Source organism: Shewanella gaetbuli (genome assembly GCF_023284065.1).
Lineage (GTDB): Bacteria > Pseudomonadota > Gammaproteobacteria > Enterobacterales > Shewanellaceae > Shewanella > Shewanella gaetbuli.
In genome coordinates this window covers 537,757-556,292 of the sequence record NZ_JAKIKP010000001.1, presented here as the reverse complement: position 1 = coordinate 556,292, position 18,536 = coordinate 537,757, and the positions used below count along the sequence as shown (strand labels likewise).

13 protein-coding genes are annotated in these 18,536 nt (G+C 37.1%); all 13 read right to left on the bottom strand.

The annotated features are described in order from the left end of the window. Positions 1-4: 4 nt before the first annotated feature. The 13 genes from L2672_RS02435 to L2672_RS02375 all read right to left on the bottom strand — a co-directional run bounded on the left by L2672_RS02435 (position 5) and on the right by L2672_RS02375 (position 18,449). Positions 5-1,162 carry a glycosyltransferase family A protein gene (locus L2672_RS02435; protein ID WP_248994230.1) on the bottom strand — a complete coding sequence of 386 codons (1,158 nt, stop codon included), beginning with the start codon at positions 1,160-1,162 and terminating at the stop codon, positions 5-7. After that, positions 1,122-2,627, bottom strand: a complete 1,506-nt coding sequence (locus L2672_RS02430; protein WP_248994229.1) for an oligosaccharide flippase family protein — start codon at positions 2,625-2,627, stop codon at positions 1,122-1,124. Before L2672_RS02430 ends, L2672_RS02435 begins: the two co-directional genes overlap by 41 nt. Positions 2,628-2,675: 48 nt before the next feature. Continuing rightward, a complete protein-coding gene (locus L2672_RS02425) occupies positions 2,676-3,674 on the bottom strand; it encodes a polysaccharide biosynthesis protein (RefSeq protein WP_248994228.1) in 999 nt (332 codons plus the stop codon). Further along, positions 3,667-4,515, bottom strand: coding sequence for a dTDP-4-dehydrorhamnose reductase family protein (locus L2672_RS02420; RefSeq protein WP_248994227.1), 849 nt, complete (start codon positions 4,513-4,515; stop codon positions 3,667-3,669). The genes L2672_RS02425 and L2672_RS02420 overlap by 8 nt, the downstream gene beginning before the upstream one ends. After that, on the bottom strand, positions 4,512-5,777 hold the full coding sequence (wecC, locus tag L2672_RS02415; protein WP_248994226.1) for a UDP-N-acetyl-D-mannosamine dehydrogenase: 1,266 nt from the start codon (positions 5,775-5,777) through the stop codon (positions 4,512-4,514). The genes L2672_RS02420 and wecC overlap by 4 nt, the downstream gene beginning before the upstream one ends. A gap of 9 nt (positions 5,778-5,786) precedes the next feature. Then, a complete protein-coding gene (gene wecB, locus L2672_RS02410; protein WP_248994225.1) occupies positions 5,787-6,917 on the bottom strand; it encodes a non-hydrolyzing UDP-N-acetylglucosamine 2-epimerase in 1,131 nt (376 codons plus the stop codon). 214 nt (positions 6,918-7,131) lie between these two features. Further along, on the bottom strand, positions 7,132-8,112 hold the full coding sequence (locus L2672_RS02405) for a Wzz/FepE/Etk N-terminal domain-containing protein (protein ID WP_248994224.1): 981 nt from the start codon (positions 8,110-8,112) through the stop codon (positions 7,132-7,134). 419 nt (positions 8,113-8,531) lie between these two features. Then, positions 8,532-11,267: an SLBB domain-containing protein gene (locus L2672_RS02400; protein WP_248994223.1), complete on the bottom strand. Its 2,736-nt coding sequence runs from the start codon at positions 11,265-11,267 to the stop codon at positions 8,532-8,534. A gap of 1,699 nt (positions 11,268-12,966) precedes the next feature. Beyond that, a complete protein-coding gene (gene rfaH, locus L2672_RS02395) occupies positions 12,967-13,470 on the bottom strand; it encodes a transcription/translation regulatory transformer protein RfaH (RefSeq protein WP_248994222.1) in 504 nt (167 codons plus the stop codon). Positions 13,471-13,790: 320 nt separating this feature from the next. Beyond that, positions 13,791-14,348 carry a DUF4136 domain-containing protein gene (locus tag L2672_RS02390; protein WP_248994221.1) on the bottom strand — a complete coding sequence of 186 codons (558 nt, stop codon included), beginning with the start codon at positions 14,346-14,348 and terminating at the stop codon, positions 13,791-13,793. A 131-nt stretch (positions 14,349-14,479) separates the two neighbouring features. Next, on the bottom strand, positions 14,480-16,222 hold the full coding sequence (locus L2672_RS02385) for a sugar phosphorylase (RefSeq protein WP_420833117.1): 1,743 nt from the start codon (positions 16,220-16,222) through the stop codon (positions 14,480-14,482). 116 nt (positions 16,223-16,338) lie between these two features. After that, positions 16,339-17,559 carry a glycosyltransferase family protein gene (locus tag L2672_RS02380; protein WP_248994220.1) on the bottom strand — a complete coding sequence of 407 codons (1,221 nt, stop codon included), beginning with the start codon at positions 17,557-17,559 and terminating at the stop codon, positions 16,339-16,341. Positions 17,560-17,561: 2 nt separating this feature from the next. Next, entirely contained in the window at positions 17,562-18,449 is an 888-nt protein-coding gene (locus L2672_RS02375; protein WP_248994219.1) for an HAD-IIB family hydrolase, read from the bottom strand. Positions 18,450-18,536: the final 87 nt, after the last annotated feature.

The window sequence follows — 18,536 nt, the reverse complement described above, 5'->3', positions numbered from 1 at the left end:
TTCCTCATAATAAAAACCCTCTTACCTTACTATGAATATCTATTTTGTTTTCCTTTTTAAACTTATTATCAATATCATCTAAATTGTTTAAATGATAGATACCATAAAAACTTGAGGTACTTACTTTAAACTTATTGTAGATCTTACTTTTGAAGCCTAAAATTTTATATTTAAAATAGGTTAAATATAAAGAAATCATATTACTGAAAGGATTTAAGTTAATAAAATCAGCCCTGTATTTTGGATATTCAAAATAGCATTTTGCAAATAACAATTTATTATTAATGTAGCATTCCAATTGAGTTTTTTGTGCTGCAGCAAAAGCAGAGTCAGACCAAATAGTTGGCACAGAGTAAAATTTAGGAACTAAGTTATTCCATGAATATGTGCCACGATAATTAAAATGAGGAGCTTGCGAAAGCTCACCTGTATGTGCACCTGTGTCACTTGCTACCGAACCACTACTTTTACAAGCACCAGGTATTGTCAAAGGATAATCCAATCTTATACACGTTTCTGATTCCGCAGCAATCAAACAGGCAATGTAGATATCTGGTGTTAAGCCTTCGAATAACCTACCATATTTAGACTTTATTTTATCCAATAATGATTTCTTTACTATCCCATGATATAAACGTGGAATATTATAAGATAGATAGTCTACACCACCATTACTTAGTAATTTCTGTAATTCAACTCTACTATTCACATACTTCAACTGACCAGAGAAAGGCTTAACACTAAAAGTAAAGAACTCATTACCGGATGTTACCTTGTTAGTAACTCCAGATTCGGGCCATAAAAAAAATAAATTCGTAGACGGCACTATAGAATCTATATTAAATTTAGAAAAAACGCTTAAAACATTAATTATTTCTGGATTAATAATATCATCATCACCAATTACAGTTATATACTCTCCTGTTGCATGGGATATAGCTTCTTCGAAATTATCAACAAATGAAAGAGGAGTTTTTGTATGATTATATATAATATTTTCACACTCAATGAACTCACTCAACAAACCATACAAGTCATCTGTTTCATTATTATCTTGCACAACAATTTGTAATGAAGATAGCTTAAGGGACAGTATATATTTAATTGATTTAAAAGCGTATTCAGTTCTTCCCTTTGTTGGTATTACTACAGAAAGAAGCATAAGATATTCCTTTTAATAAAATAAACAAATTTGAAAACTTAACACTTACAATAAAAGACATTATTAACGAGATAATTATACAAAAATAAGAATTTACATTGTATTTATTCATTGAAAAATAAAAAAAGTAACTAATAACAAGGCATATAATAAGAAACTTCAAATTATCATACACATACCATTTAAACATCTCCCCCTTCAGATATAACTTATGAACGTATACGATGTAAATGAATAAAAATATTACATTCATTACCAACCAAGATATAGCAACACCAAATACACCAAACTTTTTAGCAAGAACTATCATCAACGGAATAATAATTATAATATTTAAGATGTTGACTTTTATTGAAATACTTGTATTACCATTGGCAAGAGCGAGAAAATGAGGCATTGCCATAATAGCTAATATTGTAGTTCCTAATATTAACACTTTAGAAACTATAACAATCTCATGCTCAATAAAAGTACTGCTTAACCATATTTCCAATATTTTATCAACGAATATGAACATTGTCATAGATAGCGGATATATAAATATTGAGACTGTTTGACATGAGTCATGGTAATACTTTGCTATATCTGAATCTGTAATTTTTTGTATAAGTTTAGGGTATATTGCCGATGCTATTGGAGAGGAGACGGTGAGCAGAATTGTTGAAAGCGTTGCTGCTATTATATAATTAGCATAACTAGAAATGCTTAACATTCCACTGACTAATAATTTGTCTATTTGAGATATTACTGCAGAGGTTAGTGAAATAAAAGCCATACCACCAATAAAAGATTTAATGTTACTAACTTCAAGAATAGAATCAGAAAAATTAATTTTAATTCTGTTATAACTTATTGTTTTTTTTAAAATGTATGCATAAATAAGTGTCTGTAAAACAGTGATAGTTAAATATGAATAAAAAACATATATAACTTTCTTTTCAAAAAAATACATAAAAATCAAAGCTAAAAGCAGTTTTGAAACATTGCAACACAAATTAACAACATTTATTGAAATAAACTTTTGAAAACCGATCATTCCCGATTGGTAAAATAGCACTAAGAACTGAAAAGAAATAATAAAAGCAGCAATTTTAATGCACGTTATAGACTCACTTACTAAATAATATGGTATATCTAACCAATCATTAACGATTACACTCGATAAATTAAAAATCAAAATTAGAATGCACAATGATAAAACAAAAAATATAAGCTCTACACCACGAGTTAAGTCTACAATCTTTTTTAAATTGTCATTGACATTTACAGAGTACTTTGAGACCTGCCTCATGTAACCAGTAGAGAAACCACCGTCTAAAAGCACAAACACAGCTTGAATTGTGGCTAGAAAGCCGATTAAACCAAAAGACTCTTTCCCTAGTAAATTAATATAAATTGGTATAAAAGCAAAACTTAATAATGCAGATAATCCCTTTCCAAATAGATTTACCAATATGTTTTTCATAAAATAACTTCTTACATACGGCCATTTTCATAGCCGTATATCATTAAATCAAAAATTTATATTTGTAAGGTTTTTCAACAGAGATTTTATCTCGGCAACACCTAATGAATGAGTATTATGCGAAGTATAGTCTTCATTTGTGTTTATCTGTTTATCACCTTCAGTTTCAAATTTATTATAATTCAAATCTCTATTGTCAGATGGGATTCTATAATATCTATCCATCACGACAGCTTTGGACATTTCTTCTCTCGAAATAAGTGTTTCAAATAATTTTTCTCCATGCCTAGAGCCAATTACTTTTAATTTTGAACTCGAATTTTCTAGTTCTATTATTGCCTGGGCTAAATCTTTGACAGTACAACTAGGAGCTTTTTGTACAAAAAGATCACCCTGTACTCCATGCGCAAATGCATGAATAACCAAATCAACAGACTCGTCTAAGGACATTAAAAAACGTGTCATATTCGGGTCAGTAACTGTTAAGTCCTCTCCCGATATTGCTTGTTGCTTAAATAATGGAATAACTGAGCCTCTAGAAGCCATTACATTGCCATAACGAGTACAGCAAATAACTGTATTTTCATTTCCATTATCTCTTGCCTTTGCAATTGAAATTTTTTCAGCCATCGCTTTAGATATACCCATGGCATTAATTGGATACACAGCTTTATCTGTACTAAGTACTATAACTTTTTCTACATTACATTCAGTTGCAGCCTGTAATAAATTTTCAGTTCCTAAAATATTAGTTTTGACTGCTTCTAAAGGATAGAATTCACATGAAGGAACTTGCTTTAAAGCCGCGGCATGAAAAACAAAATTAACATTTTTTAAAGCTTGATAAATAGAATTGTAATCTCTGACATCACCAATAATAAAATGTAGTTTCTCTGAATTATATTTAATTCTTAAATCTTCTTGTTTCTTTTCATCTCGACTAAATATAATTATTTTTTTCAAATCTGAATTTAAAAAACGATCTAACACTGTTTTCCCAAACGATCCTGTCCCACCAGTAATCAAAAGTGTTTTATTTTTAAACATTTTTATTCTCCGTGTAATCTTTTCTTTTCATATCAACAATTAGCTCAAACCAATCTTTAGAAATAAAATTAGTTTTCGATTTAAATGATTCACAATTCAAACTTCTATCCATTTTGAATTCTGTATTTGGGATGATTGCGATATCCTTATTGTAAACTTCTTTAATAATAGTGAGCAAATCAAACTTACTTATTGCGTTTGCAGATATATGGTATAAACCACTTATTTGAGTTTCTAAAATGTACTTATCTAAAATATATGCAAATTCTGAACAAGGAATACCTGAAAATATGGCATTTTTATATCCTTCAACATTTCTATCTTGCGCTAAAAACCAATCAACCAGAGATGAGTTTGGTTTAACACCATGCCCAATAATTGAGGTCCTGATGGTCAAAACATTTTGGCTATAACTAACTTCTCCTAAACGTTTGGATAAACCATAAACATCATTTGAATCAGGTATATCGGATTCGATATAATTACCCTTAAGACCATCAAATACACAATCTGTGCTAAAGTGGATTAATTTGAAATTTAATACATCTGCAAGTTCCGCAAGCTGATGAGGTAATATTGAATTTAGCGGCAAGGAGGACAAAATACTTTTCGATGCATCTTTTTGTTTAATCACCCCTATACAGTTTATAACTACAGGAGCCTCTAAGCTTTTAATAATGCCTTCTAAATGATGAAAGTTATTTGCATTTTCTATTGTATAAATATTGTTATCATTCGAGACACTTCGCTGTATCCCATAAACCTCATGCCCATACAATTTAAGGTTTCTATATAAAGAGGACCCAAGCATTCCAGTAGAGCCTAATATCAATATTTTCATAGCCAAATACCTTTTGTATCAATAACTAATTCATCTGATAGTTTAAATTTATAAAACTCTTTATGATTAACAAGAAGTAAGTGAATGTCTGATTTTAGAGTTTCTTTGGATAATGTTATATTATAGCTAGATAAACTTTCAGGAAGTTTTTCTATATTAGGTTCAATTACAAAAATTTTACCTGAATGCATTTCAGCAATTTTCTTTGTAATATCTAAAGCTGGACTTTCTCTTAAATCATCAATATCAGGTTTGAAAGCCAGTCCATAACAAGTTATAGTTACATCTTTAGCTGTCTTATTCGGATTAACTTGTAAGAAGTCAGCTATAGCTAGTTTAACTTTATCAATAACCCACTCAGGTTTAGCGTCATTTACTTTTCGAGCTGTATGAATCAATTGTGCTTGTTCAGGAGTTTTAGAGACAATAAACCATGGGTCTACGGCTATACAATGCCCACCTACTCCAGGTCCAGGTTGCAATATATTAATACGAGGATGGCGGTTAGCTAATGAAATCAATTCCCAAACATTGATATCTAACTTGTCACAAATAACTGACAGCTCGTTTGCGAATGCAATTTGAACGTCACGACAACTATTTTCAGTAAGCTTTGCCATTTCCGCAGTACGTGCATTTGTTATAACACAATCACCCTGAACAAAAGTTTTATATAATTCGACAGAACGTTCTGAACATGCAGCAGACATACCACCAATAACACGATCGTTTTCAACTAATTCACGTACTACGTGACCGGGTAAAACACGCTCCGGACAATGAGCAACGTTTACATCTGCATTTTCCCCAGCTACCTGTGGAAATGTCAGATCTGGTCGAGCTGTCGCTAACCATTCTGCTACCTGCTCCGTAGCACCTACCGGAGATGTTGACTCAAGAATTACTAAGTCACCTTTTTTTAGTACTGGAGCAATACCATTGCAAGCAGATTCGATATAGCTCAAATCTGGTTCTGGTACTGCACCTTTATCACAAGGCTTAAATGGCGTAGGTACAGCGATTAAAAATGCATCAGCTGCTTCTGGGGTAGTTACAGCCTTAAGGTAACCTTCTACCACTGCTGCATGCACAATCATATCTAAGTCCGGTTCAACAATATGAATCTTACCTTGATTAATGGTATCTACTGCATGCTGGTTAACATCAACACCTATAACTTTCTTTTTTCGTGAAGCAAACATTGCAGCTGTTGGTAAACCAATATAACCAAGACCGATTACTGAAATAGTTTCAAATGACATCTTTCAACCCTAATTTGATTTCGCTAATTCGTTTAAAATTCTTTGACAAGCTTCACCATCACCATATGGATTATGTGCAAAACTCATTTCTTGATAAGCTGCTTCGCTTGTAAGGAGCTCATTCAGATTAGAGACAATCGTTTCTATATCTGTACCAACCAACTTGACAGTGCCAGCTTCAACCGCTTCTGGCCTTTCCGTCGTATCGCGCATAACTAGTACTGGTTTACCCAGTGATGGTGCTTCTTCTTGAATACCACCGGAATCAGTCAAAATAATGTGCGCCCGACTCATTAAATAAATGAAAGGTAAATACTGCTGAGGTTCAATTAAATGAATGTTTGAAATAGCACCTAGAATGCGATTTACTGGCTCGCGGACATTTGGGTTTAGGTGCATTGGGTATAAAATCTGCGTATCTGGATGCTCTTTTGCTGTTATCGCTAAAGCTTCGCAAATACGTTCGAAACCGCCACCAAAGCTCTCACGTCGATGTCCTGTAACGAGAATCAACTTCTTATCTTCATCTATGAATGGAAACTGAGATGCAAGCGTTCGCTTTAAGTCTTCATCACTTTCAATTTTATCTTTAACCATTAACAATGCGTCGATAACGGTATTACCTGTGACAGTGATATCAACAGGATTAAAGTCTTCTTTTAAAAGATTTTGCTTAGATGTTTCGGTAGGAGCGAAGTGAAACTTTGTTAAGGCACCTGTTAAGCGGCGATTGCCTTCTTCTGGCCAAGGCGAATAAATGTTACCAGTACGCAATCCTGCTTCTACGTGCCCTACAGGGACCTGCTCGTAATAAGCAGCAAGACTTGCCGCAAATGTGGTAGCTGTATCACCGTGCACAAGTACAACATCTGGTCTAAAATCTTCCAGTACAGGTTTTAGTTCCTGAATGATTTTAGCCGTAACGTCATTTAATGTCTGACCAGCTTTCATCAAGTTCAGGTCATAATCAGGTGTGATCTCAAACAGCTCAAGGACTTGATCGAGCATTTCACGATGCTGAGCCGTCACACAACATTTTGATTCAAAGCGCTCATCAGATGCTAAAGCATGAACTAATGGAGCCATTTTTATAGCTTCCGGTCTGGTACCAAATACCGTAAGTACTTTCTTTTTTGTCATTAGATTCGACCTGATTGGAGTATTTCCTCTGAAAGAGGAATTAAATGATCATACTTTCGGTCTCGGCCTGTAGAATTAAGCTGAGACGCTTTTAACCCATTTTGAGACGATCGCTGTTATTTCTAAGTAAGCGCTATCCCTTGTAAGCCCTGGGTTTGTCTGTTTTTTTTTTCTTTAAACAGTCCCAATAAGCTTATAAATTTACATAAAACAACTAAACTTCTTTTCTGACGAAGTGCCTAATTAGTACTAACATTACTGCTAACATCCCACCTAACATGGTGCCAAGTACACAAATTAATGCTCGCTTTGGTCCAGACTTTTCTTCTGAAACTAATGCTGGGTCTATTGTTTTAAAAACATACTCTTCACGTACTTCTGCAAACATAATGGTTTTGGCTTGTTCTTCTATAAGCTTATAAAGTACAGTTTTAATATCTGCAATATTGGTTTCAGCAATTTTTGACTCTAAAAACTGGGTGCTTTTGGTGGCCTCAGCAACATCACGCAGCTTCATTTCTGCATTAATATCTTTAACAAGTAAATTAACCCATTGTTGTGCGATATAAGGAGACTGATGTTCAACAGACAATTTAACCATGCCCGTTTCTTTATCGGTATTTATAGAAATAATTTTACTAAACTCTTTGTAAGCTTCTTGCATAGACGGTTCAGGCTTGAAAGGTGCTTTAACTTCGCGAACCCATTTATTAAATGCAACGTCATAAAGTTCTTCATCATAACTGACAGTATTGTCAGACATATTCCATTTATCGAAAGCCATTAAATCTGGCAAGATATTATGCTTTTGAATAAATGCACTGGTGAATTGACGTGATTTTAATACCTCTATAGCCATTTGAGTTTTATCAACTCCTGCACTGCCACCAAGATTGATACCTGCCATTGAAGCTAAACCACCAAATTGTCCTGCTAGAGCGGCAAGGCCACCGCCGCTTTGTTCTGCATCAGCGGGTGCAAGTAAGGCTTCTGATTTATACATATTAGGTTGGCTTAAAGCAAATATCACTGAGCCGAAAGCGAAGACAGCTGTGATGGCAATGATGAGCCATTTCCCTTGCCAAATTACCGAGAATAATTCACGTAAATCGATCTCATCATCTTGAGCTGGGTTTGGAAATTGCTGGTTTTGAAAATTAGCGTCTTGCTGGTATTTGTTGATTTCGTTAGACATTGAATACTTGTCTCTATTTATTTATGAGAGATAACCGAATTGTTTTTTACTGCCGCGGCTGAGTTATAGCGGAGTTATGTTTGAATCTTTAGATTCTGGCTCAAAAACGTTGCCAGAATGACGTACTTGTCAACATTGTCATAATGACGTGCTAGTAAATATGTCATAAGGACATGTTAGTTAGCATTGTCTTAGTTGCACTTTGGTAAGCTTTAACAGCCTAGATTCTGCCCCAAAAGCTTTGCCAGAATGACGTACTTAAAAACATTGCAATAAGGACGTGCTAGTTAGCTTTGTCTAAATGACGATCTAGTTAATATTGTCATAATGACGTGTCGGTAAGCTTTGTCAGAGTGATTGATAGATTATCTATGCTGGAGTGACTGATAAAGTCACTCCAATGTTTTTTATAAGCTAACTTACAGTCCTGAGATGGTTGCTAGTGCGACTGCTGAGTTATAGATAATTTGTGTCACTTGAGTCCACAAGGTTAAGTTATCTTTGTACTCAGTATCTAACGGCACGATGATGGTATCGCCTGCTTCAATTTGTACTTTACTATTAAACCACAAGCTTGCAGTTGGTAGCGCTACAGAGCCATCAGCTTTGATGATATAAATTCGGCCATCATCACCACGCTCACGTGGGCCGCCAGACATATCTAAGTAATTATCTAACGTTAAGCCTTGTTTGTATCTATGGGTGGCTTGATGCTGCACTTCGCCCATAACGGCAACGGTTTGTTTAAGCGTTGGAACATACAAAATATCACTGTGTTCTAACTGAATATCTGCTTCAGGAATTCCCAAATTAATGGCATTTAAGTCAACCACTAAACGCCCTACTGCTTCAATGTTTTCTAAATCATCTAACATTAATTGAGCGTCTGCGTAATTCACTACAGTGCCATCTTTTGAAACACCACGTGTAGCAATATCTCGTCGAAGTTGGTCGGCAAGCTTTTTAATTTCTAGCTGTTCTTGGTTTTTAATTGAATCACGAACAAACACAGATGCTGACGGGAAGGCATAGTCAGTGAAGCCACCTGCACGTTTAATAACATCAGATAATTTCTCACCTCGACGAATGTTATAAGTGCCAGGAAATTTAACTTCACCTCGAATTTCAACTATTTTACGCTCTTGCCATTCAGGGGTCGTTAATACGGTAAGCATGTCGCGGCTTTTTAAGTTGATATTGTGCTCAGGCAAACCATGTAAAACACCATTTAAGTTTACATGTTCGTGCATAATACTTGCTATTTCGGAGGTATTATTACTGCGGGTTAATTCGGCATGCTCTGTATATGCCCCTTCCAGTAATCCGCCGCCAGCTTTAATTAAGTCTTCTATATTGGCATTTTGAGTTAATGGGTATACACCAGGGTGGCGAACCTTCCCCGCAATAGCGACTAAGTCAATCCCATCAATGCTGGCTTTTTGTGCCGCTAAACGATTTAAAATAGGATAAAGTAACTCGCTACGTTTCATAGAAGTACTAAGCTTAATTAACTCTTTATCGTGAAATAAGTTAACTAACATTTTTTCAACTTCATCTCTAACTAAATTATCTTTTTGCTCGAGCGCGCCAGTAATTGCTACACCAGCTATAGAAGTTTTATAGCGATTTTCTAACGAATCATTTAGTGCGTTAAAGCCTGATTCGAATGCATCATTTGATACCAGCCCTTCGCCTTTTAAAGAAGCTACTTTTGCCACACGGTCTTTAACCAAGCGGTTTAATTCATATCTATTTTGAGTTTTATCATTGTAATTAAATACTACAATTTTATCGCGAGGTTCAATGGTGAGGTTTTCTGCTGAGTGAGGTTCAGTTAATGCTTTACCTATTGCAAATTGATAAACGTCAATGTCGCCATATTTATTTTTTTCACGCACTAGGAGTGCATAATCTAAATCTGCAGAGGCTGATAAATCCCCCCAAATTGATGGGACAATATCACTCACTTTTTGACCAGCTTGCCATTGATATCGACCTGGTCTTACTACGGCACCTACAACAGTAATGGCATCTTCATATTGAATAGATGCATTTTTAACACGAATAAAGTCACCCGACTTGGCAGCAACCTGTTTACCTTTAGCACTGGTCAAGTCAACATTAACAATCGATTTTAAGCCATTTTTGTTATAGCGTTCTACACTGGTTGATTTGGCGTAGGCATCACTGGTAACACCTGCGGCCATATGCACCATATCGGCAATCGTTTCACCTTTTTTAAGCTCATAAATTGCGGGGCGACGAACTTCACCAGAAACGGTTACTAAGCCACCGACAGATGGAATAAATACCACATCACCAGAGCGTAAACTGATGTCACCCGATGCATCGCCACGTAGAAGAAGATCATATAGGTCAAAAGAGCCAACTAATTTACCGCTGCGTTTAACTTGAATATTGCGCAAACTACCAATTTCATTAACACCACCAGCAACAAACAATGCTTGGGTTACTGTAGATAAACTAGAAACAGTGTAAGAACCTGAGCGATAAGCATCACCCGCAACAAAAATTCGAATTGAACGTAATTCTCCCATTGAGACACTGGCCTCAATGCCGATTTTTTGCTGTTTAACGCGTTGCTGTATTTCTTCACGGAGTTCAGAAAAACTTAAACCATTGGTCGTAATTGGGCCAAGTTCAGGAAATTGAATAACCCCTTCACGGTTAATTGTTAGGGTAAACTCGTTATTCTCTTTGCCGTGAAGTTGTACATTAATGCTATCCCCAGGGCCAACGCGATAATCATTAGGTACAGGTACATCGCTAACTGGGGCAAATGTTGAAGGTTCACCGGCAAACATATCGTAACCAAAACGCTTTAACTCATGCTTTTGGTTGTCTTCTGTAAAGTTGACTTGCTTGGCTTTTTTATCCGCATCTTCAATTTCTTGTTCGGCCTGTCGTTGAGTGACGACTTCTGGAGAAGAAACGGGAGCATTTTGCACACTTCCCCCAGAAAGTACTGAAGGGTCGATACCGTATTGTTTGGCTATACGTTGCTGTTCAGATTTTGGCAGCTGTTTAAACTGCTCTATCATTTGTGGTGATGGGGTAATCGCCTGAACAGGCGTGCTGACGATAATAAAGGCAGATAAGCCTGCGACGAACATTTTTTTGATTTGCTGGAACACCAGTTATCTCCGATATTATTGATTGACTTTATTATTGATAGTTTGAAATTTCTGAGTTTGGTTATCAGAAATTATGGAATTTATATTTATTCGTAGTTGCTGAATGTTGTCAGCTTTAATTGCTTTATTGTTTTACCGAGCAAGATTCCGGCCCAAAAGCGTTACCGGAATGACGTGAATCCAACTATTGCTACAACATCGTAATTCAAATTCCACCGTCATTCCCGAGTGCTTTTATCGGGAATCTGCTTTATCACGATTAGTACTATACCGATCGAGATTCCGGCTCAAAAGCGTTACCGGAATGACGTGAATCCAATTATAGCAACAACATCGTAATTCTAATTCCACCGTCATTCCCGAGTGCTTTTATCGGGAATCTGCTTTATCACGTTAGTGCTATACCGATCGAGATTCCGGCCCAAAAGCGTTGCCGGAATGACGTGAATCCAACTATTGCTACAACATCGTAATTCAAATTCCACCGTCATTCCCGAGTGCTTTTATCGGGAATCTGCTTTATCACGTTAGTGCTATACCGTTCGAGATTCCGGCCCAAAAGCGTTACCGGAATGACGTGAATCCAACTATTGCTACAACATCGCAATTCAAATTCCACCGTCATTCCCGAGTGCTTTTGTCGGGAACCTGCTTTATCACGATTAGTGCCTTACCGTTCTAGATTCCGGCTCAAAAGCGTTACCGGAATGACGTGGTTTTTGCAATAACATCGTAATTCTAATTCCACCGTCATTCCCGAGTGTTTTTGTCGGGAATCTGCTTTATCACGATTAGTGCTTTACCGAACGAGATTCCGGCTCAGAAGCGTTACCGGAATGACGTGAATCCAATTATTGCAACAACATTGTAATTCTAATTCCACCGTCATTCCCGAGTGCTTTTGTCGGGAATCTGCTTTATCACGATTAGCGCCTTACCGAACGAGATTCCGGCTCATAAGCGTTACCAGAATGACGTGAATCCAATTATTGCAACAGCATCGTAATTCTAATTCCACCGTCATTCCCGAGTGCTTTTATCGGGAATCTGCTTTATCACGATTAGCGCCTTACCGAACGAGATTCCGGCTCAAAAGCGTTGCCGGAATGACGTGGTTTTTGCTATCGCTGGACTAACGTGGTTTTGGGCCAACACCTAAATAATGACGTTAAATACTGCGATACAGTTAAGGAACACTTCTAAAGTAAAATGCCTTTCAGGCACGCTACCGACCCGCGTGGCAGTCGAGACGACCTTCGGCGTCCGCTTAACGAATGAAATTGTTCATTCGATGCCTTTCAGGCACGCTACCGCCCATAGATTTCGGCTTCTATAGTGCCCATCGCCTTGGCGATTTGTATGACTTAATAGCTTGTCGATGTTAAATTATTAACCTAAGCTTTCGTCACTTGAAAATAATGTTGCGTATTATACCTTAACCCTTTAAACGATTATGTAGAAAAATACACCGTTTAAATTTAAATTGCAGATTTGTTACACATATAGCCTGAGCAATATCAGTAACTTCACCCTCGCAAATGCAAATACTTGATTTGCAGGCGCTTAAGCAACACTTTTTATTAACAAATGTACTACACCAAGACCACCCTATGGCAAATGTCTTACATGCTTTGTGGTTTATTTCTATTTTCTTCAGGTTTTATATGTCTAACAGGTTATTTATTGCAACTATTACCCTTTAGTCTTCTTTGGGTGTCTTTTTTATTGTTGCTTCATCAACCAAAATTCTTTTTTGTTGTCCCATGATATTAAATAATACATAACAACGTTTTTCAGCGTTTCGCTCTTCAAAAATCGCCTCTAAATCGACAAACGGGCCATCGACAAATTTGACCTTATCTCCCTTTTCTAAACCTTTATCCGGTTCAGGAACAAACTCATTCACTCGGCGTTTAATTTCATTAATTAGACGATCGTCAATGGGGGTCATCACTTCTTTGCAGCCAATAATACGGCTTGCACCACGCGTTGAATGTATTTTGCTTACACTGAATACTTCGGGATCGAAATGAATGAATAGATAGTTGGGAAAAAGCGGGACATCAACCAGTTTAGTGGTCGATTTAGATTCTTTTGACTCTTTGATCATGGGTAAATAGCTATCAACATTTTGCAACGCAAGGTTTTGCTGCGCACGTAACTCTTCACGAGGTTTACAATACAAAAGATACCAAGACTTCATTGATGCTCACTTACTCTCTGGCGAATGTCCTTATCACGGCCGCGAATTTTACCAAATGCCCTAAAGCGGGTAAAGGCAATTAACCTTGAAATCAATTCTTAATAGCTTTTAGCTATAAAATTATGCACACAACCTATTAATTAGAAAAGAATTCCTAAAAACTATCTACTACCAGACCATATCTATAAGAATCATTTTTAAAGACTTTGATAATTCATGGATACAAAAAAAGGCTCAAACTGTAATCAGTTTGAGCCTTTTTGCCCCTCATTGGTTTATGGCTCACGCCTTAACCCCAATGAATATAAACTACGTATGTATTACTTTTCAGCTTGTGGTGGAAAATTAACCATCACTTGATTAATGGCATTATTAATCACTTCTACACGCTCTTGTGGGGTATTTCTGTCACGAATGGTATCGGCTACCGTTCCGCGCCAAACTAGCTTGTCTGTTTTGTTGTCAACTAAGTCAATGATTAACGTCCCTACTTCATACTCACGCACTGTCGTTTGGGTTTGCATAGACCCACCCCACCCCCAACGTGGACCATAGTATGGGTTGTAGCCAAAGTTACTATTAAACGTGTCTACATTAATTTTTTTATCAACTTTAGTTAAATAGTTTACCAGTAGGTCAGCCTCTTCAATTGAAGCTTTGGTTAGGCCTTTGGCTGCCATTTCACTACTTACAGCGTCACGAACACGCTGATCAAGTAAACCATCTAAGTGATAGCCTTCGTCATTAGCTTTAGGCTCTACCCATGCAAAGGTTTTATATTGGTCAAAAGATACTTCTGGGTCAAAATCAGAGTTGGTTTTTAAAGTGCTGCAGGCACTCAATGCTAAAACGGCCACCGCTAAAATAATCTGTTTCATGAATACTCCAAATACGTCTCATTAATTAACCACAAGCTTATAGACAGTAAGGTGTTTGTCAAGTTCATTCAAAGCTAACAAGCTTGCTATTATCATGACGTTACTGCTTTATGAAATAGACGGTTCTAGGTTTATTCATGGTTTGTTATCCAAACAGTTTGATAAGGCTCTAGGGTAATCTCTTGGTTAACGTCTTCAATTTTAAGTGGGCTTAATAAATCAAACCAAGTTTGATCAGTAATCAAATTGAGTTCATTCACGTTAAATAATTGCACTTGGTTACTAATATTGCTGATGCAAAATATACTTTGGTTTCTATCTCGACTTTGTCTCCAAAAGCCAAACAGTTTTAACCCTAAATGTAAGGTAAATTGGGTTGCGTTAGGATGAAAAGCTTTCTGAGCTGTGCGAATATTGATTAACTCGGTCATCTTTTTAAGCACGATATGATGTAATGACTCTGGGTGAGCTAATTGCTCAACCAGCTGGTTATAGTCCCAACGATGACGGTTAATAGCTCGATTATGCGAAGTATTTGCTAGCTTTAGATAATCGTTTCTGGTTCCTAATAGACTATGAATATAAATCCCCGGAATGCCTTCTAACCCTAACATAATGGCGTGGGCACAAATAAACCGTTGTAAACCTAATTCATCTTTACCTGCTGTTGTTCCTTGCAAAGCATCAAATAATGCAATGTTCATTTCATAAGGTTTTTGTTGGCCATCATCTGTTGTTCGACATGATATTTGCCCACCAAACTGCTCCATAGTCGATATTAATGTGGCTAACTCATCTTGTTCTAACAAACCTTCGGCAGGCCTTAAACCCACACCATCATGCGAGGCAATAAAATTAAAGTAGGTTGTTCCATCTCTGGCTGGCGGCATACTCATCAACCAGCGCTTTAAATACAAGCAACTGCCGGTTATTAAGGTATTGATTAACAGTGGGGGTAACGAAAAGTTATAAATGCAATGAGCTTCATTAGCATTACCAAAATAAGTTAGGTTTTGACTGTTGGGAATATTAGTTTCAGTGATTAACATGGCATCATGTTGCGCATGTTCAATGAGGGTTCTGAGTAATCTAACCACTTCATGGGTTTGCGGTAAATTAATTGAAGGGCTGGCTAATTTTTTCCACAAAAATGCCACTGCATCTAGCCTAAATATATTCACGCCAACGTCGAGGTAATGGCGAATAATTTTTACAAACTCTATTAATACTTGTGGGTTATTAAAGTCAAAATCGACTTGATCATGACTAAAAGTACACCACACTTGTTTTATACCATTTGCGGTAGGCGTTTCACGAAGTAATGGTGACGTTCTAGGCCTCACCACTTTGCTAATATCATCATCTAGCTCTGCAGTATAAAAATAATCGTGGCCGACACCTTTACCTTCAATAAAATTTTGAAACCATAAACTGCGACTAGAACAATGATTAATCACCAAATCAGACATTAACCGACGTTTGCTAGCAATAGAGCTAATATCCGACCAATTGCCTAATGCTTCATTGACACTGGAATAGTCGATAACAGCAAAGCCATCATCTGAGCTATAGGGGAAAAAAGGCAGTATATGTACGCCATTGATACCGGCAAAATAACTATCAATAAACTTTGATAATGTCACTAAAGGCCGTTCATCATCACACACAATACTGTCGCCATAGGTGATCATAATGACATCTTGTTGCGACCAATGATTCTGATAAGGAACCACATCGGCAGCAAACTCAGTAATGCGCATAGTTTCAATCAGCGTTGCAGTTAATTGATCAATTTGCTGCTCAGTTTGTCCCTCGTGATAAATCGCTTGTAAGTGAGCCATCACTTTTTGCGTTAATACCGTCATTCCTTCCATAGTACTCCCTAAGCAGCCATTTAAGCTCTGTCTATGTGTCTATTTCGATTTCGTTTTTAAGCAACTACTGATCACTTTGCGCCTAACAATAAGTGCTTAACAGTAATTAGCGAACACTAACCAAACTCAGCGTTATCGGCCTCTACGGCCTCTTTTAATCTTTCTAATACATCCGGCATTGCACTCACTACTCGGCTCCAAGTCGGCATAAAAGGTGTTTCCATCGGGTTATCTAAAAAGTTGCATCCGGCTGTAACAATATTTTGAGCAAACATTTCCACCGCTTTTTCTTCTAAATGAATGTCAGTTGTCAGGCCGTTCATTAATGCATCGTTATGGTAAGTTTCAACATAATCTAATGCGATACGATAATAGGTGGCTTTTAATGTTCTGAATGTTTCTGTGCTAAATGTGTTGCCTTGGGTGGCTAACTTTCGATAAAACGCCTTGGTGATATCAATAGACATTTTTGACAAACCCGCTTGCGAATCATGCAGCGATAAATCTTGATGTTTATGATCATAATTATCTGCAATATCTACTTGGCAAATTCGATTATGAGCATAGTTACGCTGCATCTCGCTCAGCACGCCAATTTCGAGCCCCCAATCACTGGGAATTCTTAGGTCGTTTAATACGTCACGTCTAAACGAGAACTCACCTGCTAATGGGTATCTAAAGCTGTCCATGTATTCTAAATATTCGTTATAACCAACCACTCTTTTTAGGGCTTTAATAAGTGGTGTGACTAATAATCGTGATACCCGACCATTAAGCTTTCCTTCAGCAATACGAGCGTAATAGCCTTTACCAAATTCATAGTTGAATTGCGGGTTAGCCACCGGATATAACAAACGAGCCAGTAATGACTTCTCATAAGTCACAATGTCGCAATCGTGCAGTGCGACCGACTCAGCTTTATTTGAAGCTAATACATAGCCCATGCAGTACCAAACATTTCGCCCTTTACCTAACTCTTTAGGTGCTAAACCAAGTGCCGAAAGCTCTTTATCTAATGCTTGTAATCTTGGGCCGTCGTTCCATAAAATTCGATGATGTTGCGGTAAGCGGTTAAAAAATGTCATCGCCTTTTGATATTGCGCTTTATCTGCTCTATCTAATCCAATGACAATTTGGCTTAAAAAAGGCACATCCACTAATTTATCGACTATTTGATTTAGCGCCTCGCCCTCAAGCTCTGAATACAACGAAGGTAATATCAAGCCTAATGGTCGTTTTTTGGCAAATTTCATTAAATCATCTTCTAATTCGTCATAAGTTCTGCGAGTTAGATTATGTAACGTAGTCACTGTGCCATTTTGATAAAAGTCAGCCATGATTAACCTTCCTTTTGAGTTGTTGGAACGATTGAAGGGGAAATCGAAGCTGCCATGCTCGATAAGTTTGAAGAGGTCGATAGAATTAAGTTTTGTAAGCACTCAGCCCAGCCTTTGGGACCAAACTGAGTACTTTTAATTTTACAATTGGCTTGCTCTAGCTGTGGGAATGTATGCGCTGGCGATTTGATTTGTACGGCAATATCTGCCGCTTCTAGCATAGCGTTATCATTACCGCTGTCGCCTAATGCAATGGTTTGCACGGCTTGTTGATACTCGTTAGCATACAGCTGCGCTAACCACTTCATGGCATAGCCTTTATCTGTTTTACCTCCCACATGCATAAATCGTCCACCTTGCAAAATGGTGGCTCCTTTTTGGGTGAGTAAACTAATAAAAGCTTGCTTGTCTTCATCGCTTCCCTGCCATAAAAGGGGTTCAGAATAATGTCTGACTAAGGCTAGCTTAGCTTTTTCGGGAGAGAGATCGGTTAACTCACATAAATCTTCAGCGGTTAACGAAGAAAACCCGACATAATCTTCTGCATATTTTTGGGCAGATTGTTGTAATAAATCTAACCAGTATGATCTGGGGTGTGAAAAAGTTTTTACCCAGTAATAGCCTTGAGAAACAGTATCTGTAGGCTGAGCTTCAAAATACCCTTTTGGTATATATATCGCTGCGCCATTTTCACAAATAAACGGGGTATTAAACCCAATGGTTTGCTGGTGTCGTTCCATTTCAGCAAAGGTTTTACTGGTATTGGCAATAATAGGAATATTACGTTCATTTAATGCTTCAATTACTGAGATAGCACTTGAAAAACTATAATCAAAATGGTCAAGCAAAGTGCCATCCATATCGGTAAAAATCACAGGTAAAGCTGCCATCGTTTATTCCTCATTAACCTAGTGATGGATAAAGTAAGAGAACCAAGAGTTAATCAGATCAATTAACCACTCACTTTCATCCCTCTA

Bases quoted from the DNA above. Each gene is read 5' to 3' on its own strand.
- L2672_RS02435 (WP_248994230.1), bottom strand. From the start codon at position 1,162: ATGCTTCTTTCTGTAGTAATACCAACAAAGGGAAGAACTGAATACGCT.
- L2672_RS02430 (WP_248994229.1), bottom strand. From the start codon at position 2,627: ATGAAAAACATATTGGTAAATCTATTTGGAAAGGGATTATCTGCATTA.
- L2672_RS02425 (WP_248994228.1), bottom strand. From the start codon at position 3,674: ATGTTTAAAAATAAAACACTTTTGATTACTGGTGGGACAGGATCGTTT.
- L2672_RS02420 (WP_248994227.1), bottom strand. From the start codon at position 4,515: ATGAAAATATTGATATTAGGCTCTACTGGAATGCTTGGGTCCTCTTTA.
- wecC (WP_248994226.1), bottom strand. From the start codon at position 5,777: ATGTCATTTGAAACTATTTCAGTAATCGGTCTTGGTTATATTGGTTTA.
- wecB (WP_248994225.1), bottom strand. From the start codon at position 6,917: ATGACAAAAAAGAAAGTACTTACGGTATTTGGTACCAGACCGGAAGCT.
- L2672_RS02405 (WP_248994224.1), bottom strand. From the start codon at position 8,112: ATGTCTAACGAAATCAACAAATACCAGCAAGACGCTAATTTTCAAAAC.
- rfaH (WP_248994222.1), bottom strand. From the start codon at position 13,470: ATGAAGTCTTGGTATCTTTTGTATTGTAAACCTCGTGAAGAGTTACGT.
- L2672_RS02390 (WP_248994221.1), bottom strand. From the start codon at position 14,348: ATGAAACAGATTATTTTAGCGGTGGCCGTTTTAGCATTGAGTGCCTGC.
- L2672_RS02385 (WP_420833117.1), bottom strand. From the start codon at position 16,222: ATGGAAGGAATGACGGTATTAACGCAAAAAGTGATGGCTCACTTACAA.
- L2672_RS02380 (WP_248994220.1), bottom strand. From the start codon at position 17,559: ATGGCTGACTTTTATCAAAATGGCACAGTGACTACGTTACATAATCTA.
- L2672_RS02375 (WP_248994219.1), bottom strand. From the start codon at position 18,449: ATGGCAGCTTTACCTGTGATTTTTACCGATATGGATGGCACTTTGCTT.